General features: G+C 40.4%; 20 protein-coding genes and 1 pseudogene. 8 read left to right on the top strand and 13 right to left on the bottom strand.

Annotated elements, in window-relative coordinates:
- Positions 1-51: 51 nt before the first annotated feature.
- Genes HXT48_RS01985 through HXT48_RS01975 form a run of 3 tightly spaced genes read left to right on the top strand, consistent with a single transcriptional unit; the run spans position 52 to position 2,525 of the window.
- Entirely contained in the window at positions 52-858 is an 807-nt protein-coding gene (locus tag HXT48_RS01985) for an energy-coupling factor transporter transmembrane component T (RefSeq protein WP_415685145.1), read from the top strand.
- On the top strand, positions 842-1,696 hold the full coding sequence (locus HXT48_RS01980; RefSeq protein ID WP_415685144.1) for an energy-coupling factor ABC transporter ATP-binding protein: 855 nt from the start codon (positions 842-844) through the stop codon (positions 1,694-1,696). The genes HXT48_RS01985 and HXT48_RS01980 overlap by 17 nt, the downstream gene beginning before the upstream one ends.
- The gene (locus HXT48_RS01975; protein ID WP_415685143.1) at positions 1,680-2,525 is read left to right on the top strand and encodes an energy-coupling factor ABC transporter ATP-binding protein; all 846 of its coding nucleotides are present in this window, start codon (positions 1,680-1,682) and stop codon (positions 2,523-2,525) included. The genes HXT48_RS01980 and HXT48_RS01975 overlap by 17 nt, the downstream gene beginning before the upstream one ends.
- Positions 2,526-2,571: 46 nt before the next feature.
- Here HXT48_RS01975 and HXT48_RS01970 read toward each other — a convergent pair whose 3' ends face one another.
- The 10 genes from HXT48_RS01970 to HXT48_RS01925 form a co-directional block, all read right to left on the bottom strand.
- Positions 2,572-5,706: an alpha-mannosidase gene (locus HXT48_RS01970; RefSeq protein WP_076002957.1), complete on the bottom strand. Its 3,135-nt coding sequence runs from the start codon at positions 5,704-5,706 to the stop codon at positions 2,572-2,574.
- Between the two features lie 90 nt (positions 5,707-5,796).
- Positions 5,797-7,953, bottom strand: coding sequence for a DNA primase (dnaG, locus tag HXT48_RS01965; protein ID WP_012914365.1), 2,157 nt, complete (start codon positions 7,951-7,953; stop codon positions 5,797-5,799).
- The gene (locus tag HXT48_RS01960; protein WP_076002958.1) at positions 7,947-9,230 is read right to left on the bottom strand and encodes a deoxyguanosinetriphosphate triphosphohydrolase; all 1,284 of its coding nucleotides are present in this window, start codon (positions 9,228-9,230) and stop codon (positions 7,947-7,949) included. Before HXT48_RS01960 ends, dnaG begins: the two co-directional genes overlap by 7 nt.
- 62 nt (positions 9,231-9,292) lie before the next feature.
- Entirely contained in the window at positions 9,293-10,672 is a 1,380-nt protein-coding gene (gene alr / locus HXT48_RS01955) for an alanine racemase (RefSeq protein WP_076002959.1), read from the bottom strand.
- 85 nt (positions 10,673-10,757) lie between these two features.
- On the bottom strand, positions 10,758-11,297 hold the full coding sequence (locus tag HXT48_RS01950; protein WP_012914367.1) for a histone acetyltransferase: 540 nt from the start codon (positions 11,295-11,297) through the stop codon (positions 10,758-10,760).
- Positions 11,298-11,351: 54 nt separating this feature from the next.
- The gene (locus tag HXT48_RS01945) at positions 11,352-11,846 is read right to left on the bottom strand and encodes an S-ribosylhomocysteine lyase (protein WP_004106032.1); all 495 of its coding nucleotides are present in this window, start codon (positions 11,844-11,846) and stop codon (positions 11,352-11,354) included.
- A 116-nt stretch (positions 11,847-11,962) separates the two neighbouring features.
- Positions 11,963-13,645, bottom strand: coding sequence for an ABC transporter ATP-binding protein (locus tag HXT48_RS01940; protein ID WP_012914368.1), 1,683 nt, complete (start codon positions 13,643-13,645; stop codon positions 11,963-11,965).
- Positions 13,642-14,517: an ABC transporter permease gene (locus tag HXT48_RS01935; RefSeq protein WP_415707501.1), complete on the bottom strand. Its 876-nt coding sequence runs from the start codon at positions 14,515-14,517 to the stop codon at positions 13,642-13,644. The genes HXT48_RS01940 and HXT48_RS01935 overlap by 4 nt, the downstream gene beginning before the upstream one ends.
- A 51-nt stretch (positions 14,518-14,568) precedes the next feature.
- The gene (locus HXT48_RS01930) at positions 14,569-15,534 is read right to left on the bottom strand and encodes an ABC transporter permease (protein WP_012914370.1); all 966 of its coding nucleotides are present in this window, start codon (positions 15,532-15,534) and stop codon (positions 14,569-14,571) included.
- 219 nt (positions 15,535-15,753) lie between these two features.
- Complete coding sequence (locus HXT48_RS01925; protein ID WP_012914371.1) at positions 15,754-17,445, bottom strand: ABC transporter substrate-binding protein; 1,692 nt, start codon at positions 17,443-17,445, stop codon at positions 15,754-15,756.
- Between the two features lie 555 nt (positions 17,446-18,000).
- On the opposite strand from HXT48_RS01925, the gene pdxS reads away from it, so the two are divergent.
- From pdxS to HXT48_RS01900, 5 genes and pseudogenes are all read left to right on the top strand, one after another.
- Positions 18,001-18,834: a pyridoxal 5'-phosphate synthase lyase subunit PdxS gene (pdxS, locus tag HXT48_RS01920; protein WP_049762361.1), complete on the top strand. Its 834-nt coding sequence runs from the start codon at positions 18,001-18,003 to the stop codon at positions 18,832-18,834.
- A 2-nt stretch (positions 18,835-18,836) separates the two neighbouring features.
- Positions 18,837-19,430: a pyridoxal 5'-phosphate synthase glutaminase subunit PdxT gene (gene pdxT, locus HXT48_RS01915; protein WP_004108408.1), complete on the top strand. Its 594-nt coding sequence runs from the start codon at positions 18,837-18,839 to the stop codon at positions 19,428-19,430.
- 385 nt (positions 19,431-19,815) lie between these two features.
- The gene (locus HXT48_RS01910; protein WP_012914373.1) at positions 19,816-20,142 is read left to right on the top strand and encodes a type II toxin-antitoxin system RelB/DinJ family antitoxin; all 327 of its coding nucleotides are present in this window, start codon (positions 19,816-19,818) and stop codon (positions 20,140-20,142) included.
- A 94-nt stretch (positions 20,143-20,236) separates the two neighbouring features.
- Positions 20,237-20,352 (top strand): annotated as a pseudogene (locus tag HXT48_RS01905) (type II toxin-antitoxin system mRNA interferase toxin, RelE/StbE family); the annotation flags it as partial.
- The gene (locus HXT48_RS01900; RefSeq protein WP_421793191.1) at positions 20,341-20,418 is read left to right on the top strand and encodes a hypothetical protein; all 78 of its coding nucleotides are present in this window, start codon (positions 20,341-20,343) and stop codon (positions 20,416-20,418) included. The pseudogene HXT48_RS01905 and the gene HXT48_RS01900, both read left to right, overlap by 12 nt.
- Positions 20,419-20,557: 139 nt before the next feature.
- Here the strand turns inward: HXT48_RS01900 and HXT48_RS01895 are convergent, their stop codons facing one another.
- From HXT48_RS01895 to HXT48_RS01885, 3 genes are all read right to left on the bottom strand, one after another.
- Complete coding sequence (locus HXT48_RS01895) at positions 20,558-24,271, bottom strand: BspA family leucine-rich repeat surface protein (RefSeq protein ID WP_421793126.1); 3,714 nt, start codon at positions 24,269-24,271, stop codon at positions 20,558-20,560.
- 191 nt (positions 24,272-24,462) lie between these two features.
- A complete protein-coding gene (locus HXT48_RS01890) occupies positions 24,463-25,230 on the bottom strand; it encodes a type III pantothenate kinase (protein WP_012914375.1) in 768 nt (255 codons plus the stop codon).
- Positions 25,231-25,412: 182 nt separating this feature from the next.
- On the bottom strand, positions 25,413-26,855 hold the full coding sequence (locus HXT48_RS01885) for an ABC transporter substrate-binding protein (protein WP_421793125.1): 1,443 nt from the start codon (positions 26,853-26,855) through the stop codon (positions 25,413-25,415).
- Positions 26,856-26,857 lie beyond the last annotated feature (2 nt).

Here is a 26,857-nt window from a genome sequence, read left to right as displayed (position 1 = left end):
AAATTAAATCGAGTCTACTATATACAGACAAAGATAAAAGTAATTATGCACATGCATTATATAGATACTATTAATCAAGTAAAAAATACAAATACGTTTGTAACGCTATATCCTACAACAAAATTTATATTGACCATATATTTGATAATAGTAGACATTATATTAAATACTTTTTCATTCACATTATACAATTTACGACTTTTATTGTTCCCCTATTTTCTTGCTCTACTTATTCTGATGATTCTATGCGGAATAAAAAAGAATGGATATAAACTTGTAGCAAGTATAGCCATGTTCTCATTATTTGTTGCAATATTTCAAGTTGCTTTCTATAGACAAGGAAATGCGATATTAAATCTTAATTTTTTGCAAATTACAGATACAGCATTGTCTAATTCTATAACGCTTGGAATGAATACCTTAAACATATCAACTATAGTCATATGGTTTTTCCAAATAACTGATATAGAAGATATTACAATATCTTTAAGCAAACTTGGGATGAGCAATAAAATATGTTTCATAATACTTTCTACTTTCCAAACTATTGATTATTTACAAATGCAAATTAAAGCAATCATGATCTCGCAAAAAAGTCGTGGAATAAACTTTAATGGAAATTTAATACGTAGAATTGGCACATTTACTTCGATTTTGCTTCCAGCATTTATTACTTCACTAATAAACATAGAGCAGCGCATAATGATGCTTGATTCGAGAAATTTTTTTAGTTCAGAAAAAAAGACATATATTAAACAGGTTAATCATAATGGTCACGAAAAATTAGTACTAGCAATAGGAACAATTACACTAGTTTTTCTTATTCTAGGAAGAGTAATTTATGGTTATCTCATATAATATTTGCGATTTTTCATACACTTATCCACTTACTTCAAAACCAGCTTTAAGTAACATAACAATACAGATAGAATCAGGGAAAATATATGGAGTAATTGGAGCTAACGCTTCAGGTAAATCAAGTCTATGCTTATCTCTTAAGGGTTATATTCCTCATTTCTATAAGGGAGAATATTCTGGAAAAATACTATTAAACAACACGATTGATTTAGTAAAATCTGATGAAAGTGGCAGCATAGGCTTTGTATTTAGCGATCCTTTTTCACAGTTAAGTCATATTAAAAAAACCGTATTTGAAGAAATTGCATTCAGCTTAGAAAATCGCAACACCCCTACTCAACAAATAGAGAGTCGAGTTACACAAGTTATGCAATTACTTAACATAGAACAGCTTGCGCTTCAAAACCCACTAAGCCTATCTGGCGGGCAAATTCAACGCGTTGCAATCGCTTGCGTTATAGTGAATAATCCAGAAATACTAATTCTTGACGAACCTACTCTACAACTTGATCCAAAAGAAACTAAGAATATTTATAATTTTCTACAAAAATACAAAGATGAAGGACATACTGTAATAATTAGTGAACAAGATACAAATTTGTTAGCAGAATATGCAGATAATATTATTGTTCTTCAAAATGGTTTTATAACCCATTATGGGAATAAATATGATGTTTTTTATGATGAAACCTTCCCTTCTGACTGTATTAATATTCCAGAAGTCGTCAAAATTGTAAAAAAGTTACGTAATTTTGATATTCAAATAACGCCTAACATAACAGATATAAGCAAATTAATAGTTTTATTGAAGGAGAAATGCAATGAGCACCGCAATTAAATTGGACGATGTAAGTTTTCAATATCCTTCAAATGAAAAAATAAAAAATAAGAACAATAATAAACAAGAAAAATCATGCAAAATTCTAAAACACGTAAATGTAGAATTCGAAAGTGGTGAAGTATGCGCAATAATAGGTAGCAATGGAGCAGGGAAAAGCACTTTAGCCAGAATAATAGACAATTTATTACAGCCAACTTCTGGTGACATAACTATCGAAGGAAAACAATATAAAACATTAAAGCAACACGATATTACATCATTCGTTGGTTATATTTTTCAGAATCCAAATGATCAAATTTTTAACAGCACTGTGCATAAAGAGATTACATATGGGATAAAGAATATAAACAATGATCTTTACCGTCGCATTGTGAATCTTACTGGTTTAAACGATAAAGAAAATACAAACCCATTTAATTTGTCATTCTCTGAAAGAAAATTTATTAACATTGCATCTGCACTGCTAAGAGAACCACATATTATTATTATGGATGAAGTGACTGGCGGGTTGGATAAGCTACAAAAAATGCGACTTGTAAAAATACTTAATTATTTACATACGATAAATGTAACAGTATTATTTATTACCCATGACATGGAATTTGCATACAAAAATTGTCAAAATGCTCTCATACTTGATAATGGAAATGTGCTATACAAAGGGAGCATCGAATCTGCATTCCAGAATGTAGAAATAGTAAGACGCGCGCATATTGACCAACCAATCATAGTGAAGATAATGAATGCGCTCGAAATTAACTATATAAATAAAGATAATCCTATATGTGCTTTAGCTAAATATATTGCAAATCGCAATAATCATTAATGTATGTGCAATCCCAAGCATCAAAATATAAACAAAAATATCAACATTAAGATGCAACGTGAATGCGCAATGAGCATAGCTGAAAAGGACGTAATTCTATATTTAACACGTCATTATTCTTGTGCAAAGCTACAGGCATACCGTGCAACACGGGCATTTCCATAAGATCTACTTCTTCAATCGAAGCAGCACGCAAGATTTTATTGAGTTTTATTTGCCCACTTGCGCAGCCACCACATGGCTCGTAAATACGCAAAATTATATCTCCAGAACAATCGTCAGCTAGCTTAACCCAATCTAATGCAATTAGACCTGAGTTTCTATGAATCGTAAACAGCGAATCTACATCTGGAAGCTTATCAATAATTGGCGAATTCAAAAAATCAGCTGTACTTAGCACTGAATCCATATTTGCATCAGCAATAAATGACCAAGTAAATTCGTGCTTACCTTGATCCGTATTTGGATCTGGGTAAAGAGGCGCAGAAAGCAAAGATAATCTGAGCATAGTTCCACAAGATGAAACATAATCGCCAATAGGAGCAGCATCAGCGCCATAAGTAGACGAATTCGCAACTGCAACAGCATAAGAGGAATCTTCTATGCGAACAAACCTATGCGTGCATGATTCAAATTTTGCGTCATCACTACGAGTATTTTTTACTATTGGACGTTCAACTAAACCATATTGACACTCATATTGCGCATTATTTGAACATATAGATGTTGGCATATCTACTTTCAAAAATTGCTCTTTAGCTTTCCAATCAACTTGCGCATGGAAATCAAGTCGTTTAACACATGGCTCTAAAATTATATTTGTTTTAATCTTTATATCTTTTTTACATGCCAAGATTTCAACAGACACACCACCCGATAAAAGTTCTTTAACATCAGCAATTGAAGAATCATCAATCTTACGATTCCTCATAAATGCATCTCTATCAACATCCCACGCATCCCATTGATACGGCTCATCTTTTAGTATCTCGTATTGCGCCATGCGATAACCAGATGGAATTAGCTCGCGATTAAATTTAATATCTTTAACAGAAGATACTGTGCCATCGCGTTCAATAGTCACACTTAAAACACTATTATTAAGAATTATTCCACCATCATTTTTGTGTTTTACAGTTGTTTTATTATTTTTACCGCTTTCATTGCATTGATATAAATTCCAAGCGACCTCATTTTTACCTGTATAAGTCAATAACTTTACATTTTCACGCATATTAATCGCACTAATAGTACCAGTCGCGCTGTTAGCTTTTACAATCACATGAGCAATATCTGAGATAATCTTACGTAAACAAGAAATATCTCTAGCATATTCTTCTCTAGCTTGCCTATGAACCCATGCAATAGCAGAGCCTGGAAGAATATCGTGGAACTGGTTCAATAATAAAGTCTTCCAAATTCTAGTAAGTTCATTGCTATTAAAACGGTATTCTGGCGCATAAACTCGAGCTAAAACAACAAGATATTCAGCCACACGCAACAATGATTCCTCCATACGGCAATAGCGCTTCATATCTTGCTGAGAAGTAAGAGTTTTCCTGTGCAACTCTAGATAAAGCTCACCCTTAAACACTGGTGTATCACCATTTGAATCGTCAACAATATCTTTTCGTATTTTTTCAAACAACTCATCAGGAGTGCCGAAATCAACTCTAGGAGACCCCTCTAAATTGCGATCACGCCTAATACGAGCAGTCATTTCGCGAGTAGGTCCGCCACCGCCATCGCCAAAACCGTATAACAATATTGCGTGATCAGATAAATCTTTATCCAAAAAATTGCGTTGAGAATAGACTAACTCATGCATGCTCACAGATGAAGCATAAGTATTAGATGGAGGAAAATGAGCCAAAATCCTAGAACCATCTATTCCTTCCCAAAGGAATGAATGATGCGGGAATTTAGTGATATCGTTCCAAGAAATCTTTTGAGTTAAGAACCAATCAAAACCAGCGCGGCGAGCAAGTTGAGGCAATGCTCCAGTATAACCAAAACTGTCTGGAAGCCAGATACCATGTGGCTCAACACCAAGATGCTTCTTAAAATAGTGCTTACCAAAAGTCATTTGGCGAATTAAAGATTCACCGCATAGCATCATTACATCAGACTCAACCCACATACCTCCAACGGGTATAAAACGCCCTTCCTTAATCCTCTTTTTCATACGCTCAAACAAATCGGGATGCTCGTTTTCTAGCCACTCGTATTGTTGAGCAGAACTCATAGCATAAGTAAAATCAGGATCCTCATCCATAAGAGCTAAAACGTTAGATACAGTGCGCGCAACCTTTCTATGAGTCTCTCGCACAGGCCATTGCCAAGCAGAATCAATATGAGCATGCCCAACAGCCGTATGCTTTATAGAGCTTGCTGCAGCAGAGCGACTTAATACATTAAACAACTCTTTACGAGCATTTTGAACAGTAGAAAAATCATGCTCATCATATGCGTTTAAGGAGAGCTGTAAAGCTTTAGCTAATTTCCAATAACGCGGATTATCATCATTTAATTCGCACATCAAAGAACTTACAGTCTCAAGATCCATATAATAATCAAAAATATTACGATTAAAAACAGTAACGTCAACATACTTCAACATATATTGGCATTCGGTTTTTCCAGTAGCACGCTCTCCTAAATCAGTAGGAGAAAATGGAGTAGATCCTTCAACAAATGGATTGTCTGCAGCTTCTAAATATAAAGTAAAATTACCATTTTCATCAATACTAATAGAACGATTATTATGTTCATCAATCAATGGAACCCAATGATTACAAGGGTTTACAGCTTTGATAACTCTTCCATCGAGATTATATACTAATCCTTCAGCTTGAAAACCAGGAAAAAGATTGCTAATCCAACCTAAATCAACATTTAGCTCAACTTTGCGCCCTTTTACCTTTGAAAAATCAATCGACCCTGTAACTTCAAACCATGTTGTACCCCAAGTTGTTCCCCAAACACCTGGAACATTAAATGAGCTAAACACAATATCGTTTCTTTTTAGCTTAGAAAAGAATTCGTTAGAAGAAATAGGTTCTCCAGCAATCTCATATGCTCGAATTTTACAGTGCGATAAAACAGTATTTATATATGGATATAGGCGTTGTTGCATAACTCTTGTACAGCGATTCAACTGCTGCTCAGGTAATAAAAACATTGTTTCTACACTTCTTTCTTACATAGCTACACATTTATATATAAATCGCGTATCTCGGTATATAAAAACAAAACGAGTAATTGATACATCTTATAGAATTTGCGATTGCAAGTTTTTGCGAGCAGCTTCCATTGAAGTAATTTTTCCTAGAAGCTCAAGCTTTTCCTGACCATCCTTGAGTTTCGCCATACGCACTCTAGCAGCACCGATTTTACGCATATAGCCGATATCAAGAAGGCGAATAAGCAGCTCGTTTGCATACTTACTTTCTGCACTCGTAGCTTTTCGCAAAAAATCTGAAGGAGATCCGTTTGTAACTTGCTGATTCTGTCGATTGCCGGTATCTTCTAACGAGTCTGAAGCTGCAGGAAGCGGCAACGGCATTACAGAAAGTTCTGTAATAACGGACTCAAGCAAAGGACCTGCAGCTTTTGTCATCATGTGCAGCCACAATCCTTGCGAAACATTGCCAACCGGCAATCCGCCTGCAGCTACAAATGCTTGAAACAGCGTACGAAATACTGGCGTAATAAAATTATTCAAAGTCAATTGCGCAAATAATTTTTCATCAAAAGCAAGCGGAACTTGCAAAAGTAACGCCATAAATTGTTGTTCGCACATAAATACAGCATCATCCACACGATAATAATGCTGATTTTTAGCAGAACTTTTAATAATTCCCATGCGAGAAGCTTTAAAACCTGCATTACGATCGTCATGAATTTGCTGACCAAAAGGCGGAATAACGTTATACTTTTGCGCATAAGCATCGTCGTCACGCACTTTCAAACGTCTACGCGCAGACTCAACCTCATTGCGCATAACAGCTAAATCAACGCCAATTGAGCGCACTGCTTTGCGCATATACAAGTCAAGCAGCGAACGGTCTCGAATTTGCGCAATAAGAGGAGCGACAGCCTTTATAGCACCCATTTGACCAGTAGTGTACGAAGTTTCAAAACGATTAATTACTGTGTCAATAACGAAATCGTATAGCGGACTTGCATGTGCAACAAGCGAACGCACAGCTTCATCACCGCGCTGAATACGCAAATCGCAAGGATCGAGATTATTGTCTGCTACAGCAACAAAAGTTTGAGTCAAAAATGCAGAATCCAAACCAAAAGCGTGTAGTGCAGCCTTTTGACCTGCAGCATCGCCGTCGAAAGTAAAAACGATGCGCGAACTTACAGACTGTCCATCCACCTTCAGTGGGCCAACAAGCTGAATTGCACCCAAAGAATCGTCTGCAATAAGGCGGCGCACAATTTTTGCATGCTCAACACCAAACGCAGTTCCACAAGTTGCAACTGCAGTATCAATACCAGCTAAATGGCATGCCATAACGTCCGTGTAACCTTCGACAATTACAACTTGACGCTTTTTTACAATATTTGCTTTAGCTAAGTCAATTCCGTACAAAACTTGCGTTTTTCGATACAGTACAGTGTCAGGAGTGTTAATATATTTCGCGCTAATAGAATCGTCGTCATAAAGCTTTCTTGCACCAAAGCCAAGAGTTCGACCAGTCGAGTCACGAATAGGCCAAGTTAAGCGACCGCGGAAATAGTCATATATTCCGCGCTGACCGAGTCTAGCGAGACCAGCATCAAGAAGCTCTTGACGCGTAAAACCTTTATTTGCCAAATATCTAACTAAATTATCCCAGCCTTTAGGCGCGTAACCACAAGAAAAACGCGCACTTTGTTGCGGAGTAAAGTTTCGCCCTGCAAGTAATTCGCGCGCAGGAGCTGCCTCTTTAGTGCCGAGATTTGAAACGAAAAACTTTTGCGCTTCTTCATTTGCTTCTAAAAGCCTGGCTCGCTTAGAACCGCGCGCTTGAGAATCATTATTTTGCTCCTGCTTATAATGCATCTCAATGTGATAACGATCTGCTAAAAACTCGACCGCTTCACGAAAATCAATATTCTCTTTTTGCTCAACGTACTTAAATACATCACCACCAGCGCCGCAACCGAAACAGTGCCATACTCCCAAGCTTGGTCGCACACTAAAACTTGGCGTTTTTTCATCGTGGAATGGGCAAAGACCTACAAAAGTGCCAGTTCCGGAAGGCTTAAGCGTCACTGTTGCAGACACAATGTCATACAAATCTGCCGCAGCGCGCACGCGCTCAATGTCTTCTTTCACAATCATTCCAACCATGCTATCTAGCTTATCGCAAATCTGCGGCGAGTGGTAAATTTCTTCGCCAGTGCTGGAAACTCCTAGTGGATTCGTTAGCACAAAGCCGCGTGAAGAGTTGTAGCAGAACCGTCTGTAAGACTTGCTACTTGGTCGATTGCAACACGAAGACGCTCATCATCGTTAGTGCACTCGTTCCAATCTCCCACGAATACTTCCTCCATTGCATCGTGCGAGCGCGGCGACTTGCTCATAAATACTTCTACTAAATCTGTCAAAATTTTCTGTTCGCGCTTATAAACTTCACGCTCTCGAGGGGCGATTATAAAGTGCACAGCTAAGCTTTTCAGCATCACAATTTCGTAGGAAGTATTTTCCGGAATCACAAGGTTTGCTCGGTAGCGGACAAGCGGACCGTTGCCATAACGCTCACGCGTAGCGTGCTCAACAGAGCTTGCAAAACGACCAATAAGAGCACTAGTAATATTTTTCAACTGCGCTAGCGCTCGACGAGAACCGTCGAAAGAATTAGGAAACATGTGAAGCGAGCGCAAACGTTTCAAAGCATCCAAAAGTTTATCTACATCCCAACGCTCACCATACCATGCGTGGGTTTCTTCAATAACTTCATCTACAACTTTTGAATCTGCAACTAAAGCCGGATTAAAAGCGCCGGTTACAATCGCATCCTCAATATCATGCACACTGTAAGCAATGTCGTCTGAAAGATCCATTATTTGACATTCCATTGGTTTTGCTTCGCATGGAGCACCAATTTTCAGCCATTCAAACACATCTCGATCATCCGGATACACGCAGAATTTCAAATCACGCTCGCCTTTATCGTGCGCTTTTGCTTCTTCTAATCCCCACGGATACTTCACTGCAGCATCTAATGCTGCGCGCGTAAGATTTACTCCTGCACTACTGCCGTTTTCACGAAAAACTTTCGGTTCCAAGCGCGTAAGTAAGCGAAGAGTTTGTGCGTTTCCTTCAAATCCACCAATATTTTTCGCTAATTCTGCGAGTGCGCGTTCCCCGTTATGACCAAATGGTGGGTGCCCTAAGTCGTGCGATAAGCAAGCGCAATCAACAACATCTGGATCACATCCAAGCATTGCTGCAATTTGCCTACCAATTTGCGCAACTTCCAAAGTATGCGTCAATCGAGTGCGAGCAAAATCATCCGAACCTGCAACTAAAACCTGGCTTTTTGCACCCAATCGACGAAGCGCAGACGAGTGTATGATTCGCGCGCGATCTCGTTCAAAAGGCGTTCTCACACGAGTGTGATGAGGCTCACTCGCCCAGCGCTCAGTATCATGCAAATCGTATTCGCCAACGATCTCATTATCCGATGCAATTACTTCGTTGCACATACAGCACCTCTTTTATTTGCAATTAAGGCTATTATTAACCTTCTAAAACAAGCAGTAACAAGCTATATAAGACTTTTTGCGTCCAGTTTTGCAATATCGCTAGAAGATAGCACTTCGTAAGCGTTGCGGTAAAGCCGCGGCACGCGAGGCCCAATTCCAGTCATGATTTCGTAGCTGATTGTTCCTGCAGCTTCTGCCCAATCGTCTGCAGTAGGCTCAGCAAATTTCACGCCTCTTCCAGGTCCAAAAAGCGTTACAGTATCGCCTTCTCGAACGCCTAACTCTGAAGCATCTCCTTTTAAATCAACTATGAACTGATCCATACAAACTCGCCCAGAAACGTTCAAAATTCGCGCACCTTTATTGGTTTCTACTCTAACCGGTCCGCCCGGCTTATCAATATGACGAGCACCTTGCATATCAAATCCAGAGGCAGAACGCAAAATTCCGTCAGCGTAACCAAGCGGCACAATAGCAGTACTCGTATTATTTGGAGTTAAATACGTACGCCCGTAAGAAATTCCATGCCCTTCTTCTACAGCTTTTACAGTGCCAAGTTGCGCTTGAAGCGTCATAGCTGGTTGCAATCCATAAGTTTGCGAATCCCCCATTGCAGGATCCGGCTCGTATCCGTACAAACCAATTCCTGGACGAACAAGCTCAAAACGAATTTCTGGACGATTAAGCGTTGCAGCAGTATTCGCTAAATGGCGGATTTTAGGTGCTAAACCAGCTTCACTCATGCGATTTGTAAACTCGTGGAATTGTTGGATTTGCCGGTCGGTTGCATCTACAAATTCTGGAACGTCCGGCGAATCTGCCACAGCTAAGTGACTCCATTGACCAATAACCTCAATTACACCTTCGCTCGCATACTGCTTTAACTTTGCTAAAGCGGCACTAAAACCTTCTGGCGTAAAACCGTTTCGCCCAAAACCAGTATCAACTTTTACGTGCACGCGAGCAGGCTTTGCTAAATTACGTGCAGCAAAAGCTACAGCATCAAGAGAGTCAACAGAGCCTACTGAAATATCAATATCTGCTGTAATCAGATCTGCAAATCTCGTAGTTGGAGCACTAGTAAGCCAAGTGAGAATATGGCAACGGCTGGAATCAATACCTGCTGCGCGCAAACGTAACGCTTCGTATGGTTGAGCTGTGCCAAGCCAAGTAGCGCCTCCAGCTAATGCTGCTAGTGCACTAGGAATAAGCCCGTGACCGTATCCGTCTGCTTTTACGACTCCCATAACTTCCGGCGCATTCTGACCAGGCTGCAAATCTTGCGAAACGCGCGTAACCAAAGTGCGCATATTGTCTCGAAGTGCCTTCAAATCGACGATTACCTGCCCAGGGTATGCACTTAACGCGCGAGCATAGTTTGCTTCTAACATTGCCGCATTACTTGCACTATTACTTGCCGCATTACTTAAATCTGTACTCATAACTCACCTAACTGATTTAGTATGCTTTTAATGCTACATGCTCTTTTGTATACTCTCCATAAGCTTTTAAGAACACATGCGCATTTCATATGACATGATTAAGTGTTTGCACCCATTGGTATGCAATACGTACTGCACTGTGTGCGCGATCTGGAATAACGACCAACCCACAACGACTAAAACCCGCACGCGTAATTACTTTTTGCATAATCACGTTATCTGGATGCGTGTCAATGCGTACATTATTATAGTTTTGCTGCACCCAATGCAAGCACGCTGTTGCCATTTTTGGTTTTATTCCCGAAGATGCTAAGCGGTGAATTGTTACATAGGGGGAAATATCATCAAGCCACGCACCGTCAATACTGGCATACACTTCATCAACACCTTCGCATAATGCGAATTGCGCTAGAATACGCTCGTTACATGATTCTGGGTCCTCGTCAACAATCAAATAGAAACGTTTTAAACGAATATCCTCAATAACACTTGAAACAAGTGGAAAACTATTCCCCCACTGATGAGGATTGCCTGTAACACGCATAAATTTGCGAGCATTTTCATAAATATGCTCAATATTTCGCAAGTCACCAAGAGTTGCTTTTCTCAATGTTATATCTTCCATGTCAACCTCTAAAAAGAAAGCAAATAAAACTACGCAAAATTAGCTAATTATTACTTACACAAGTTTGCGCTCAAAAGGATCCGAACTAATTCCCTTCGCTAGAATATCTTTACACCATTGACTAGCACCAAATAAACTGTGGTCTCTATAGTTGCCACAAGATTCAATAGTTGTTGCAGGAACATCATCCCAGGTGGCCTTAAACGCAATAAACTCAAGAGATTCCTTTAAAGCGCGCGCCACATCTTCTGTGCTGTGTTCGCCCCAAGTTAGCAGATGAAAACCAGTTCTGCAACCAAAAGGTGAGCAATCAATATAGCCATCAATACGCTCGCGAAGTAACACTGCAATCATATGCTCAATTGTGTGCAAAGCTGCAGTAGGAATCGCTTCCTCATTAGGCTGCGTTAAACGAATATCATAGTTGGAAATAACATCCCCATTAGGACCTTTTTGCGTATTGATATAGCGCACATAAGGTGCTTTTACTTTAGTATGATCTAGTTCAAAACTTTCTGGTCTAGGTCTAGACGCATCCTGCTTATTCATAAGTATTCCCTTCGCTTAACTACACAATAAACAACGTACTCTTTATGTACTAAGTACTTCTATAGTAGACGGTAGTTGCCTAATTAGTTGAAAGATTTATTAGTTGAAAGATTTATTTACATGATTGCTGCGTTTACAAGAGCACGAGTGTAGTCATTTTGTGGATTATTGAGCACATCATTTACACTGCCACATTCCACAACTTTTCCTTCATTAAGAACAATAACTCGCGTTGCTAAATGCCGGATCATACCCAAATCATGACTTACAAATATGCATGACATGCTTTTACGCTCGGAGCGAATGGACGCAAAAGCGTCTAAAATGCGAGTTCTTTCAGCAACGTCAATTGCACTCATAGGCTCGTCAGCAAGCAAAACTCGAGGATTATTAATTAAGGCGCGAGCAATACAAACACATTGCGCTTGACCGCCAGAAAGCTCGTGAGGGTGACGTTCCAAAAAATCTTCAGGTTTTAAGCCTACTAATTTCAACATTTCGCAAACACGCTGCTCAATAGTTGCATCGTCTAATTTAAGCGATTTTCGCCATATTCTAAGAGGCTCAGCAACACTTTTTTGAACTGTCCAGTGTGGATCCAATGCAGCAAACGGATGCTGAAATACAAGCGACGATTCGCGTCTCATAAGCGTACAAGCATTTTTATTTACTTCTAATAAATTTGCATTATTTACGATTTCACCGCAATAAGTAACGTTACCTTCGCAAAGAGTTTCAAGCCCCAACATAGCGCGTATAAGAGTTGTTTTGCCGGAACCAGATCCGCCAATAATCGCCAAAGATTCGCCAATATTAAGATGTAAATCTACACCGCTTAACACTTCAGCACGAGTTTTTGCTCGACCTAAAGTAACGTGAATATTTTTTGCATTTATAAGCGAATTTTCTTCACTGTTGCCAATATGGGAATTAAATTTCTTAAAATCAGCGTTTTCAGAATCAACGTTTGCAGAACCAGTATTTGCAGAACCCACTTTTGCAGAATCTAAATTTTTAGAACCCAAATTTTGCGCTCTAAAAGTCAACTTTTTAGCAGCACTCACTAATTGTTTAGTAGAAGAAATACGCGGATTATCAAGCAAATTCTTAACATTTTCACTATCGACCACACGCCCAGAATCGAGCACATAGCAACGATTAGCAGCATGCGAAAGCACAGAAAAATCGTGCGTTACAAAAAGCATTGAAGCGCCCATATCATCTACAAGTGAAGCAAGCATTCGCACAACTTCACTTTGTGTAACCGAGTCAAGCGCAGTAGTAGGCTCATCAGCCAAAATCAAACGCGGAGAGGTGATCAAAGCTGTAGCAATACCAACTCGCTGCTGTTGACCTCCAGAAAGCTCAAACGTGCGTTGAGATGCGAGATTTTTCGACAACCCTACTTTTTCAAGCATCATGCATACTCGATTGTGAATATCGTCATCATCTAGATTGTAATGTATTCGCAAAGGCAAAGAAATTTGTTTTTCAACGCTTAACATTGGATTAAGCGCTCTATTAGCTTGCTGAAATACTACACCAACGTATTTTCCACGAATAGAAGCTAAATTTTCATCTTTTGCTTTCACTGTTTGAAGATTGCCAAGCATACAAGAGCCTGAAATTTCAGCATTTGACGGCAATAATCCAGTTATAGCTCGAATTAGCATAGATTTGCCAGAGCCAGAAGAACCAACTAAGCCAACACGCTCACCGTCAGAAATCTCAATTGATACGTTGTCAAGAATTAGTTTTCCGCCAAGTTTTAGCGTGAGATTTTGAATATTTAAGCTCATTTTTCCCCTACTTTATTCGCACTTTTTGATGAAGGATCTAAAACTTTGCGCAATACGTCACCAAAAAGATTAAGAGCAACAACAACTACAGTCACAATCAAACCTGGCCAGACAACCGATAAAGGATTTACGTGAATTAACGAAACAGAAGTAGCCAACACGCGCCCCCAGCTGGGAACTCCAGCAGGAACTCCAATACCCAAGTATGTTAAGCCACTTTCAGCCAAAATAACAGTTCCTGCAGAAAGAGAAAGCTCAACAAATGCAACAGGAATAATATTTGGTAAAACATGATGAATAAGAACATATTTACGCGATGAACCTTGCAAAACAGCTGAAGTCACATAATCAGATTGCAACGCAAGCTGCGCACTCGGCCGTACAATACGTGCTAAATTCAAGCCATAGCCAGTTCCACAAGCAATAACAATCACAACAACACTAGCTCCAAACGGAACTGCAAGCATAAGCGCAATTAAAACAGTTGGAATAGAAATCAATGCGTCAACAGACATAATGCTTATTGTGCGAACCATTTGTGAACTAGAAATCATAAAGCTCAAAACAACAAACCCAACACAAGCAGCAACTAGAACAGTAGAAAAAACGAGAATCAGCTCAATTCTTGAACCTGCCATAAGCCAACTAAGCATATCCGAACCAGTGCCGTCCGTGCCAAGCCAATGCGAAAAAGACGGCTTCTGCCATACTTTAAAACCGTTAGTTTCTAAAAGTGAGTACGGAGTCCATAAAAGCGAAAGCAAAGCAACAAAAAACCATATTGCAAACGTTAAACACACAAATTTACCGAAAGTAGCATTCCATACGCGCTTACATAAAGTAGATTTTACTTTGATACTTTTTTTAGACATATTGCACATAAAAACTCACCTTATTCGCATGTTAGATTCAACAATAGGAAATTAATTCAAACTATCTTTAGATAACCTAGGATCAAGTAGTCGGTGCGTAATGTCAACTACAAAGCCGATTAGTAAGAACAATGCAGCAAGCATAAAAAGCTCACCTTGCACTGCAATTAGATCACGCAAACCAACATCTCGAACCATTCCCGTACCAATACCAGGTAAGGAAAACAGGTTTTCAATAACCATCACGCCCATGACCATATGAGCGAAAGTTAAACCAATAACAGATACAAGTTGAGGAAGAGCAAGTCGCAAACCAACACGCCACACAACTTGTTTGCGAGTCATTCCGCAAGCCATAGCTTGAGAAGCTACTTCACTTTTAACAATATTTTCAACAGTTGCAGCAGTGTAACGCATAAAACTAGAGCCAACAATAAGTCCTACTGTAAGAGCCGGAATAAGAAGAGACGCAAAAGCTTCAGGAAATTCGCTCCAGCCATCTGTAGGGAAACCTTGAGTTGGCAGCAAGCTGAACACGCCAATACCGCGTCCTAATAGCAAAATAAGTAGCATGCAACCCCATAATGCTGGAACAGAGCCTGCTGTAATAGCCAAAAAGCGCATAATTGCCTGTGGAAGTTTGCCTTCATGAGTAATTTGCAAACATCCAAGTGAAATACCAACTACTAAAGCAATAAACAGACCCAAAAGAATCAGCGGAAAAGTAATAGAAGCACGCATCGCAATAGTTGAACTTACAGAACGACCAGTCAACATAGACACACCAAAGTCACCGCAGAAAACACCACAAATCCAGTCAACATACTGCGTAAAAAGTGGTTTATTAATACCAAGTTCTGCTCTAAGCTCCTCTACTTTTCCGCGAGGAGCGTTTAAGCCGGCCATAACTTGCGCAACATCGCCTGGAAGTACACGTAACGATATGAAAATAACTACAGAAATGCCAAGTAAAGCAAGAAGAAACAGCAATACTCTGTAGCAAATCATACGAAACATAAAATGCCTACTTTCTATGTTCTTCTAGTCGAAACACACCACAAATACACAAATTCGGACACTAGTGCAGTTTGCGCGCTGCGCGAGTGTCTTATTTTGCCCATTTTGGGACACTCACGCAGATTACATACTGCGCGAGTGTCTCTGATTAGTGGTTTTCGGACACGCGCGCAGTTTCATTTCTACATTAGAAACTAGATGGCGACTAGCAAATAAAAATCAACTAAGTCGCAGGTTGTATAGCGGCAAAATCTCTTGATTCATATCAAAAGACATTCCTTCAAGATTCTTCACTTTCGCAGTTACAACGCGATAGTTAAACAGCCAATCAGCAGGAGCATCCTCGCTAATAATTCGCGCAGCTTGAGCAAGCAATTTATCTGACTCTTTAGGATCCGCACAAAGCATAGCTTTAGCATACAAATCCTGGACTTGCTTATTGTCATAACCGTAGTAATACGTAGGATCCGCCCACTGCCCAAAATCGTGACTCTCATTGTGATCAACCATCGACAAATCATACTGCTTATTCTTATAAACATCTTGAAGCCAAGTAGTAAACTCAACAATATTAACTTTCAAATTGATTCCAATAGGCTTCAATTGCGAGCGCAGCTGATCGCCAATTTGCGTGCCGTAAATATTCGGATAAGTAAGCGTCAAATCCATAGGATGCGATTCGTTAAATCCGACTTCCTTCATTAACTCCTTAGCGCGCTGCAAATCATGCGGATACAGCTTAGTTAAATCCTCATAACCAGGGTCAAGAGAAGGAATTGGACCACCAAGAGCTAAATCCGTGCCGCCACGAGATGCAATAATTTGCTTGTGATCAATCGCGTAACGAATAGCTTTGCGCACGCGCTTATCTTTAGTACGTTCGCCTTTCATATTCATAGCTAGAACAAATTTATCTGTGCCATTACCTGCACTGACAACGTAACGCTTGGAATCATCTTTAAAAGGCTTAGCAAGTTGACCAGAAATAGGAGCTAATGCTTGCACAGAACCGGAAGAAAGTGCGTCAACTGCTGCGTTATCGTCAACAAAATAGCGAACTACTATCTTATTAGTTTGCGCACGATGAATACCTTTATAACGCGGATTTGCTTTTAAAACAACACGATCATTTGGCACAAATTTGTCAATTAGATACGGTCCAGAACCGACTGCTTGAGTTTTTGCATCATACTTTGCGCTTTTATCAAAAACTAAACCTGAACGACTGCAAAGTGCCCACAAAAGCTTAGCATTTGGCTCTTTAAGAGTGATTTCAAACGTGTAATCATCTTTTGCTTTAGCAGACTCAACTTTTCCAACCATGTTAGAGCCGCGATATTTTTTAGCAATAAGCTCGTTAAACGACCATTCCACATCATGCGCAGTAAGTTTATCACCATTAGAAAATACAGCACCCTTACGAATGTGGAATGTGTAACGCAAACCATCTTTACTTACTTCCCAGCTTTGAGCTAACGAAGGAACTACCTGATTAGTAGCATCGCGAGCAACTAAGCCTTCATACACATTGCCAATAAGCAACTGGTCAAGCGATGAACCTGATTGATTACGGATATCAAGATTCGTAGGAGCTAGCTTTAGACCTATAGATATAGTTTTGTTCGAAATTTCCGATACTGAGTTTGATTTATTTGGTTTATTAGATGTAGTAAGAGTTGCAAAAATTGCACTAAACACTACTACCAAAACAATAGCTAAGCCAAATAGCCATATCTTGCCCATTTTGCGTTTCGAGCCTGAATAAGCATATTTTTCAGCTTCATTCAGTGAAGAGTCAGTGCTCGCAGCGAAAGAAGTGCTTTTGTTAGCTTCATCGTTAGTTTTACCGGAGAATTTTTCAGTCGCGCCGTTTTCTTCGTGCACGCTTTCCTCAGGTTTGCTGTTAGACATACCATAAACCTTTCTTAATGGCATATAAACATTATTTTATTTTGTTATTATTTATTCTTTATTTATTCTTTATTTATTCTTTATTTATTTTTGTCTTATAGCTCGCCGCTTTATTGGAAATGCACATTTGCAAACATAACTATTTGCATACCGCATAAACCCAAATACAAGTCGACTGCATTACTAATCGTAGTCGATTGACAAGCCAGTCTCACCTATGGCGCGTCCAAAAAATCAAATCATATTTTGTATATTTTTGTAATATTTTTATGCCAATACATATGAGATATATCCTACGAATGTGGTTAAATTCCAACAGAACGTAAACTTGCAAACGTACGCAATAATCGACATAAGATTAAAGCGTAGAAGCGCGCAAATTCACGAAATATTAAGATGCATACACGTATCTCATATGTTAAAGCTCATATGTTAAAGCTAAAGCGAGGAATGATGGCTGAGAACTTGAATACTACGGTAACTGTGAACGAATCCTCGGATCCGCAAAACAAAAGCGGCGAAGACCGTACAGCATTGAACCGTCAACTGGCACAAATGCTTAAAGGCGGCGTGATTATGGACGTCACCACCCCAGAGCAGGCACGAATTGCTGAAGATTCTGGCGCATGCGCAGTTATGGCTTTGGAGCGTATTCCTGCCGATATTCGTGCAGCAGGCGGCGTTTCTCGTATGAGCGACCCGGCTATGATTCACAGCATTCAAGAGGCTGTGTCTATTCCTGTTATGGCAAAATGCCGTATCGGTCACTTTGTTGAAGCACAAGTGCTTGAGGCTATCGAGATCGACTACATCGACGAAAGCGAAGTGCTTTCTCCAGCCGACGACGTGTATCACATCAATAAGCGCGATTTTGCTGTGCCTTTCGTTTGCGGCGCTAAGGATTTGGGTGAAGCTTTGCGCAGAATCAACGAAGGCGCTTCCATGATTCGCACTAAGGGCGAGCCTGGAACTGGTGACGTGATTCAAGCTGTGCGTCACATGCGTATGATGAATTCCGCAATTCGTAAGCTTACAAGCATGCGCGAGGATGAGCTTTTTGAAGAAGCCAAAAATTTGCGCGTGCCTTTCGAACTCGTAAAATACGTTGCACAAAACGGCAAGCTCCCTGTTGTTAACTTCGCAGCCGGCGGCGTTGCTACCCCAGCCGACGCTGCTTTAATGATGCAGCTTGGTGCCGAAGGCGTATTCGTTGGCTCCGGTATCTTTAAGTCTGGAGACCCGGCAAAGCGTGCTGCAGCAATCGTTAAAGCTGTAACTAATTACAAGGACGCCAAGATGATTGCTAAGCTTTCCGAAAACTTGGGCGAAGCTATGGTTGGCATTAACGAGCAGGAAATCAAGCTTTTAATGGCTGAGCGAGGCGAGTAATTTTGTCAAACTCACCTACCAATACTGATAACTCCGCTCATACTGTAGCAGTTTTAGCTGTTCAAGGTGCTTTTCTTGAACATCGCTTAATGCTTGAAAAATTAGGCGCACACGTTATTGAACTTCGTCAAGCGCGCGACTTGGAGCAGTCTTTTGACCGCTTAGTACTTCCGGGCGGCGAAAGCACTGTGCAAGCTAAGCTTCTTCGTGAGCAAAATATGCTCGAACCTTTGCGTGAGCGCATTGCAGGAGGAATGCCTGTTCTTGGCACTTGCGCAGGTTTGATTTTGCTTGCGAAAAACGTGGAAGGTGACGAAGTAAACGGTTTTGGCACTTTAGACGTAACAGTTAAGCGCAATGCTTACGGACGTCAGCTCGGAAGCTTCCATTGCGAGGCTGAGTTTGGTGAGCTAGGCAATGTGCCGATGACGTTTATTCGCGCACCTTACATTGCAGAAGTAGGCTCTAATGCCAAAGCTCTTGCAACTGTAGAAGGTCATGTTGTCGCCGCGCGCCAAGGAAAGCAAATCGGCACATCCTTCCACCCGGAGCTTGACAACGATACGCGAATCCACCAGCTTTTCTTGGATTTGTAAGCGGATTCGTAACTCCGGCAAATGTTCCATAAAACAGCCAACGCTCGCGCGAGCGTTGGCTGTTTTTCGTTACTCACGCAGAACGCAATCTGCAATAACAACACACTTTTTAACGCGGACGTCAAAAACTTTGAATTTTATGTAATTTGCATAGTAAACGTATACATGCGGTAAACGTAATGCAATCGTAATACAATGTAAAACGTTTATATAATATTGTAAAACGTGTAACACATTGTAGAATGCAATAAAAGTTGATAGCTGAATATCACAAAAAGCTAGAAAAACTAGAAAAACAAATCAAAATTAAACAAAATTAACGAGTCAAGAAAACTAACGCACTTATAGAAGCAAAAATTATAAGTATAAAATCAAGGAGCATATTATGACAATCAGCGCAACCGCAACCGCAACCCCAGCAGCAGCAAAAACCGCAGCGAAAACCGCAAGCATCAACGTGCGCGTCACCAAGGATGTTAAAGCGCAAGCAGAAGAATTATTCGCCAGCTTCGGCATAACTCTTAGCGAAGCAATCAACATGTTCTTACACAAATCACTTATGGTAGAAGGACTCCCCTTCGACTTAAAACAGCCAAAATACAATAAAGAAACAATCGCCGCGTTTAAGGAATACGACTACATGAAAGCACATCCAGAAGAGTACAAGCGCTACGACAATGTTACCGAAGCATTGGAGGACGCACTAAAATGAGCCTAAAAGTCGTATTATTAAATTCATTCAAAAGAGATCTTAAGCGAATCAAAAAACGAGGATACGATATAAGCTCTTAGATAGCGTCGTGCGAATGATTGCGCCGCAAGAGAAACTTGCTGAAAGATACTGTGACCACGCACTTACAGGCAACTATTTAGGATTCCGTAATGCCATGTAAAACCAAATTGGCTTCTTATATATCGCATAGATAACGATGATGTGGTACTTGTGCTTTCTCGCACGGGAACACACTCAGACGTATTCAACGAGTAGCGCTGCGAGTTGCTAAGCGTTGAAATCACAGTGTGCTTTCAACGCAAGCGAGGTCTGCCTTAGTCTCAATTGACGAAGGCAGGACAGATTTGTGTGGTAGTTCATTGGGAATTCGGTTGTGTTTTGCGTGCGCTGCGATTTAGCGCTGTTTGTTGTGCTTGCCGAAGGTGGAATCGTCACTTCGGAACCGAGCAAAGAAGCCGGTTGCCGCACTTACAGCAGATTTAATCATCGAGCCACTTACAACAGGATGCGCGAAGCAGTGCTTAGCACCAGAAGCAATATCGAGCGCGCCGCCACCAAAAGCCTTCGAAAACCCAGCTAAAGCAGAGCTTGGAAGCACAGACGCAACCCATCCATGACGACCAAATGCCCCAGCAACAGCGAACATTGAGAACAGTCCAATCGACAAGAACGTGAACATAACAGCCGACTGACCGCCAGTATGCGGCAAAGGCACTGGCTTAACAAAAGTCTCCAAATAGTACGTTGCAGTGAAGAACACTAAAGGCGACTTTGGATCGCTAACAGGCACAGCACCATCACCATCGCCAAGTTCTGTCCAAGTGCAACCACCTTCGCTTGACTTCTTAAACATGATTTTATAAGTATTACCCTGTTTTTCGTCAGGCTCAGGTTCAGGATTTTCATCTTCATCATCGCCATCTCTTACAGATCGCGATTTCCTTGCGGATCGCAGTTTCTTTACACGCGATTTCAACGTTGCACTACGCGAGCCAGTATCAGTATCACCACCTGATTCATCGCCACCTTCACCTTCACCAGGTTCATCTCCGCCAGGTTCATCTCCGCCAGGTTCATCTCCGCCAGGTTCATCTCCACCTGGTTCCTCAGTACTAGTACCTTTGCCCGATTGAGAATCTATAGCGTACCGCAACTTTGAAGCGAAACTATTTTTTACAATTCTGTACGCATAATCCTGCGATTTTTCATCCTGTTTCTTCTCTAAATTACTCGAATTATACAGTGCAGGAACATAGTAAGTATAAGTAGTGCCACCCGAATCTCTATTGCAATCACATGTCATATTGTCATTTTTTATATCTCCAGGCTCCATCAGCTTGGCTTTAACAGGAATGTAGTATGCAATCTTTTTAAGATCATCATCGTTTGAAATTGTATCTAAAATCGTAACATTATTAGTTACGACTATATTATTGCTGTGACCATTCTCATCGAGGGAGAATATGTAACCACTAGCAAAATTTGCGATAGGATCATCCTCAGGATTATTCTCAAAACCACTAGACTTCAAGTTATTCGCAATCAGCGTGCCTTTAAAACCACTGAACATACTATCAACAGAAAAGTAACGCTGCTTCCCTTCGTCATCCGCGTATACAGGTGTATCCGATTTTGTAAAAGCCTTATCGCTGAAATCTAATATAAGACTGTCGCCGCTTTCTGCTCCTGCATTGGAAAACATTGAACTAAGATTCGTAACTTTTGAAATATTCCACTTGCTTAAATCTGCAGCGCCGGTAAGTTTTTTGCAATATGCAAACATGCTAGACATGTCCTTAACATTGCTAACATTCCAGCCGCTCAAAGGATTAATACTCTCCAACGTTACACAACTATTGAACATGCTAGACATGTCCTTAACATTGCTAACATTCCACTTACTCAATCCACTTATATCAGTCAGCTTATCAAAATCAGAACCACTAACCTCATGGCTGAACATGCTGCTCATGTTCTTAACACTGCCAACATTCCAATTTTCTAGACCTTTAAGGTCACTCAAGCTATTACAACCGCTGAACATGCTACTCATGTCCGTGACACTGCCAACATCCCAACCACTTAATGCACTTATATCAGCCAATCCTTTTATACCAATAGGATTAGGATCATCTCCAGAACCGTAGATATCCGTAGCGCAACCGCTGAACATGCTGCTCATGTTCTTAACATTGCCGACATTCCAATTTTCTAGACCTTTAAGGTCACTCAAGCTATTACAACCGCTGAACATGCTACTCATGTCCGTGACACTGCTCTTATCATTCAACCACTTACTCAAAGACTCAAGACTAGTTAAACCATTACAACTGCTGAACATGCTGTTCATGTTCTTAACACTGCCAACATCCCAACCACTCAAAGGTTCAAGACCAGTAAGACTGCCGCAATTGTTAAACATGTCATGCATGTCAGTAACACTGCCAACATTCCAACCGCTCAAAGGTTGAAGATCAGAAAGAAAACTGCAGTTATCGAACATTCTATACGTGCTAGTTAATTTGCTTGTACTGCTCTTACCGCTTGTATTCCAATTAGATAATCCACTGATACTATCGAGGCTAGAGCATTCTGCAAACATGTCATCCATTTTTTTAACGTTACTAACATTCCAATTTTCTAGGCCCTCAGTATTTTTAATCTTGTCGCACAGCGCAAACATTGCCATCATATATTCAACGTTCTTTACAGTCCACTTTTTCAAAAATCCAAGCGAACTCATACTCTTGCAGTATTCGAACATACCGATCATTGCCACAACGCTTTTAGTATCCCAACCTTCCAAACCAGTAAAATCTGTTATGCTAGTGCAACCCTCAAACATTCTGTTCATGTTCATAACATTGCTAACATTCCACTTACGTAAAGGTTTAACCGAATCAATCGCCATCTCACCTGCATACCCGTCTACTGGATTCAAAGCATCATGTTGATCTTGATCCTTAATAACAGACGCGAACATTCCAGACATACTTCTAACATTGCTTACATCCCAATCTTCCAACCCTTTAAGAGATTTCAGACTAGTGCACCCCTCGAACATGCCCTCCATATTCGTAACATTGTCAACCTTCCAATTAGCCAAACCGCTAATATCTTCTAAACCAGTGCACCCCTCGAACATGCTTTGCATGTTCGTAACATTGCTCACATCCCAGCTACTCAAAAAACTAAAATCAGTTAATGAGGAATCCTTAAAAAGGTGGGACATGTCTGTAACATAACTTATATCAAACTTTTCGATGTTATCAATGTTACTAATATTTTTCCCTGAAAAAAGACCTACATAATTCTTCCCGTCCAATTTTGACAAACGCCCGTACGCATACACTTTGCCACCGTAAAAACCAAACGAGCTATCTGTAGGAGCAAGTTTTTTTATTTCATTTATAATTTTACCAAACTCATCACTGCGTTGATCAGCACTAACAGCACACTTGTTTTCTCCGGATGGAGGTTCGATTGAAAGAGTACTGATTGTTCCATCTGCATTAGTTGCCATGACACTAGCCACGCAAGCAGGAAGTGCTTTAACTGCATCTAGGCTTAATTTCTCAACACCACCCGCGCTGCGATCTTTGCCAGCTTTTCCATCTTTTTTGGCAGATTTGTTGTCAGCGTTGTTAGCGTCTTTGCCAGATTTTGCAGCATTCCCGGCAGCATCGCCAGCATCTTTGCCAGCATCTTTGCCAGCACTGCCGTTATCTACAGCCCCCCCCCCATTAGGATTTTCACCATTCCCCTTACTACCTTTATTGTCTACTACTTCATTATCTTTAACAGCTTCCCCTTTAGCTGCCCTGTTTCCTTCTTTTTTATCTACCCCTTTAGCCTTATCCCCTTTAACTTCTTTACCAGTACCTTTACCAGCTTCCCCTTGAACTCCCTTTTTAGATCCCCCTTCACCCGACTTATTTTGACCCCTATTATTCTCGGCAGCAGCAGCCATAGCAGCAACAAACAATGGATTCTTCGTTACGTTGGCATAAGCTATCGCAGGCAGCACAGTTACGCTTAAAATCATAGAGACTACGCATGAAACGGCACCAATTGTCGAAAGAATACGATGTTTCCTACTACTCATCATCAAACTTCCTCTCAAATGTGAACGAATCCACAGCCAGCGCATAAACAGTATGCAAAAAAATACATACCCAAGACGGTTCACCGGCGAACGCAATCTTTACACACAACCATCCACCATTATACGCCTAAACCCGAAAGAATAATATAACAAATTTATATAACAACCTATTGCACCAAAGTCGCACTACCGCACTACCGCAGGTTGCGCTTATAAATTTCAGCCATACCTTTGAAAATAAGATCCGGATCGTAATAGTCAATCGATTGCACGTCATTTTCAAAAAGCCTACCCAAGCCACCAGTAGCAACTACCTTAAATGGCTCGTCTATTTCAGTTTTAAACTGTGCAATTGTACGCTCAATTCCACCCAAGAAGCTGTAATATAATCCAGCTTGCATTGCGAGTTTAGTAGATTTTGCAAGAACAGACTGCGGTCTAGCTATTTCCACTTCTGGAAGCTGAGCCGTGTTATCCCAAAGTGCCGCAGCTGCAGTACGAATACCTGTGCAAATAAGTCCGCAAGTAATAGCACCACTTTTATCTATATAGTTGTAAGTTGTTGCCGTACCAAAATCAATAACTAGTACAGATCCTCCATACTCACTAAACGCACCAACGCAATCAGCTAAACAATCCGCGCCAAGAGTTCTTGGCTCATCAATACGAATATTCATACCGGTTTTAACACCAGGGCCTACAATCATAGGATCAATATGAAGAAATTTGATAATACTAGCGCGGAATGAATGCATAACTTTCGGCACAACAGAAGCAACGATAACATCTTCAACATCGTTTATTGTAAATCCGCTTAAATGCAAAAATTGCGCAATCATAATGCCATACTCGTCTGATGTATGATTAGACTTTGTTGTCATACGATAAGTGCCAACAATTCGGTTATTTTCCAAAAAACCCAGCACAATATTCGTATTACCAATGTCTACTGCTAATAACATGTGTGCCTACTTCCTATATTGGCATTTACGGATTAATTAAGTTAATCTGCAATCACGTGCGCACGTATTGTATGTGTATGTATACTATCCTATTGTATTTATACTACTTTTGTTAATAATCTTACTTTTACGCAAAATTAAGCTGCTTTTACGAAATCACTTAATTGTAATAAGTTACGAAATTATCTAACTACAAATCCTTGATTGTAACCATATTCTTGAAGATCTTTTTCCCACAATAAAAGACCATCTTTTAAAGAAATTCGCTTACCAGGATCATCTGGAAGCCACAATTTACTTCCATCATCTTGAGTAACACCAGCATCAATCATGGCTTGCACGTTTAATCTAGCTAAAGATTTAACACTCCAGTCATATGCTTGACCCATAGTTGCTCTAAAATCACTTCGCGAATACACTTCAAAAGGCAAATACCTGTATCCCGTATCCACGCGATTAGCGGCATCTGCAAATACACGATTAAACTTCTGGCCGCCAAAATAGGGTATATCAATACCTCGTGAATCACGAATAGTAGCTCTATCTAAAAATGACTTATCTCTAAGCGTAACAACATCTGCAGGAAACGCTCCACCATTGACACGAGTACGAATTCCATGCATATCATGGCATACAAAATTCACAAATCGCATTGCTGCTTCAGGCTTACGACTCGATTTAAGCACAGATAACGAAGAACCGCCCATTTCTGCATTACGCTTTTCTCCGTGCATAGTTGGCACATTCGTTACCTTCCATAATCCTGCAGTTCCAGGCACATTTTCCAGCAGCAAAGACGGCATCCAGGCTCCTGAGAAAACAGAAGCAATCTTGCCAGCTCCAACACCGTTCTTCCAACGTTGACTCCAAGTTCTAGTTCTAATGTCAATCAATCCTTCATCAATCATTGATTGCCAGAACTTTGTGAACTCTTCAGTACCCTTATCTTTACTCAATCTAACAGTAACTGTTTTCCCATCATGAGAAGTCATAAACGGGTGTCCACCTGCAAGCCAAATCATAGCGTTATAAAAACTTGCGTCACCTGAGTCTGCTGCAATATACACACCGATATCTTTAAGCTTACGAGCAGCATGACGGTAATCTTCCCAAGTGTGTATTTTTGTGGCATCTACACCAGCCTGCTTAAACACGTCATCATTATAAAACCAAGCCATTGGGCCAGAATCCATTGGTAAACCGTAAACACGTCCACCAAGTTGCACAGAAGACCATGTTCCAGGAGTATAGAAAGTGCGAGTATTTTTCACACAATCAGTAATATCTAAAAGCTGTCCACTTACAGCATATTGCGGAAGAGCAAAATATTCTAATTGAACAATATCTGGCATACCATAGCCATCTTGAATAGCGCTATTAAGATTGCTATATCCGCTAGTATCTTTTACAATTACATGAACATCCGGATTATGTAGTTCAAATTCTTCAGCAAGTCGCTTCATGCTTGGTTCCCAAGACCAAACACTAATTTGAGTTCTAGAATCTTTAGTTCCGCATCCGCAAGAAAATAGCAAAGAAAAAACACAAAGTATCGACAGAAGCAAGCGCGAAAAATGATTGCGTTGTTGCAAAATTCTTGCAAATGCAGACATAAGATTTGCCATCC

Source organism: Gardnerella sp. KA00127, from assembly GCF_049244125.1.
Lineage (GTDB): Bacteria > Actinomycetota > Actinomycetes > Actinomycetales > Bifidobacteriaceae > Bifidobacterium > Bifidobacterium swidsinskii.
This window is presented reverse-complemented; position numbering and strand designations above follow the sequence as displayed.

Coding starts and splice junctions, on each gene's coding strand:
- HXT48_RS01985 (WP_415685145.1), top strand. CDS start 52: ATGCATTATATAGATACTATTAATCAAGTAAAAAATACAAATACGTTT.
- HXT48_RS01925 (WP_012914371.1), bottom strand. CDS start 17,445: ATGTCTAACAGCAAACCTGAGGAAAGCGTGCACGAAGAAAACGGCGCG.
- pdxS (WP_049762361.1), top strand. CDS start 18,001: ATGCTTAAAGGCGGCGTGATTATGGACGTCACCACCCCAGAGCAGGCA.
- HXT48_RS01895 (WP_421793126.1), bottom strand. CDS start 24,271: ATGATGAGTAGTAGGAAACATCGTATTCTTTCGACAATTGGTGCCGTT.
- alr (WP_076002959.1), bottom strand. CDS start 10,672: ATGAGTACAGATTTAAGTAATGCGGCAAGTAATAGTGCAAGTAATGCG.
- HXT48_RS01910 (WP_012914373.1), top strand. CDS start 19,816: ATGACAATCAGCGCAACCGCAACCGCAACCCCAGCAGCAGCAAAAACC.
- HXT48_RS01945 (WP_004106032.1), bottom strand. CDS start 11,846: ATGAATAAGCAGGATGCGTCTAGACCTAGACCAGAAAGTTTTGAACTA.
- HXT48_RS01950 (WP_012914367.1), bottom strand. CDS start 11,297: ATGGAAGATATAACATTGAGAAAAGCAACTCTTGGTGACTTGCGAAAT.
- HXT48_RS01980 (WP_415685144.1), top strand. CDS start 842: ATGGTTATCTCATATAATATTTGCGATTTTTCATACACTTATCCACTT.
- HXT48_RS01930 (WP_012914370.1), bottom strand. CDS start 15,534: ATGTTTCGTATGATTTGCTACAGAGTATTGCTGTTTCTTCTTGCTTTA.
- HXT48_RS01970 (WP_076002957.1), bottom strand. CDS start 5,706: ATGTTTTTATTACCTGAGCAGCAGTTGAATCGCTGTACAAGAGTTATG.
- HXT48_RS01885 (WP_421793125.1), bottom strand. CDS start 26,855: ATGGCAAATCTTATGTCTGCATTTGCAAGAATTTTGCAACAACGCAAT.
- HXT48_RS01960 (WP_076002958.1), bottom strand. CDS start 9,230: ATGTGCAACGAAGTAATTGCATCGGATAATGAGATCGTTGGCGAATAC.
- HXT48_RS01975 (WP_415685143.1), top strand. CDS start 1,680: ATGAGCACCGCAATTAAATTGGACGATGTAAGTTTTCAATATCCTTCA.
- HXT48_RS01935 (WP_415707501.1), bottom strand. CDS start 14,517: ATGTCTAAAAAAAGTATCAAAGTAAAATCTACTTTATGTAAGCGCGTA.
- HXT48_RS01890 (WP_012914375.1), bottom strand. CDS start 25,230: ATGTTATTAGCAGTAGACATTGGTAATACGAATATTGTGCTGGGTTTT.
- HXT48_RS01940 (WP_012914368.1), bottom strand. CDS start 13,645: ATGAGCTTAAATATTCAAAATCTCACGCTAAAACTTGGCGGAAAACTA.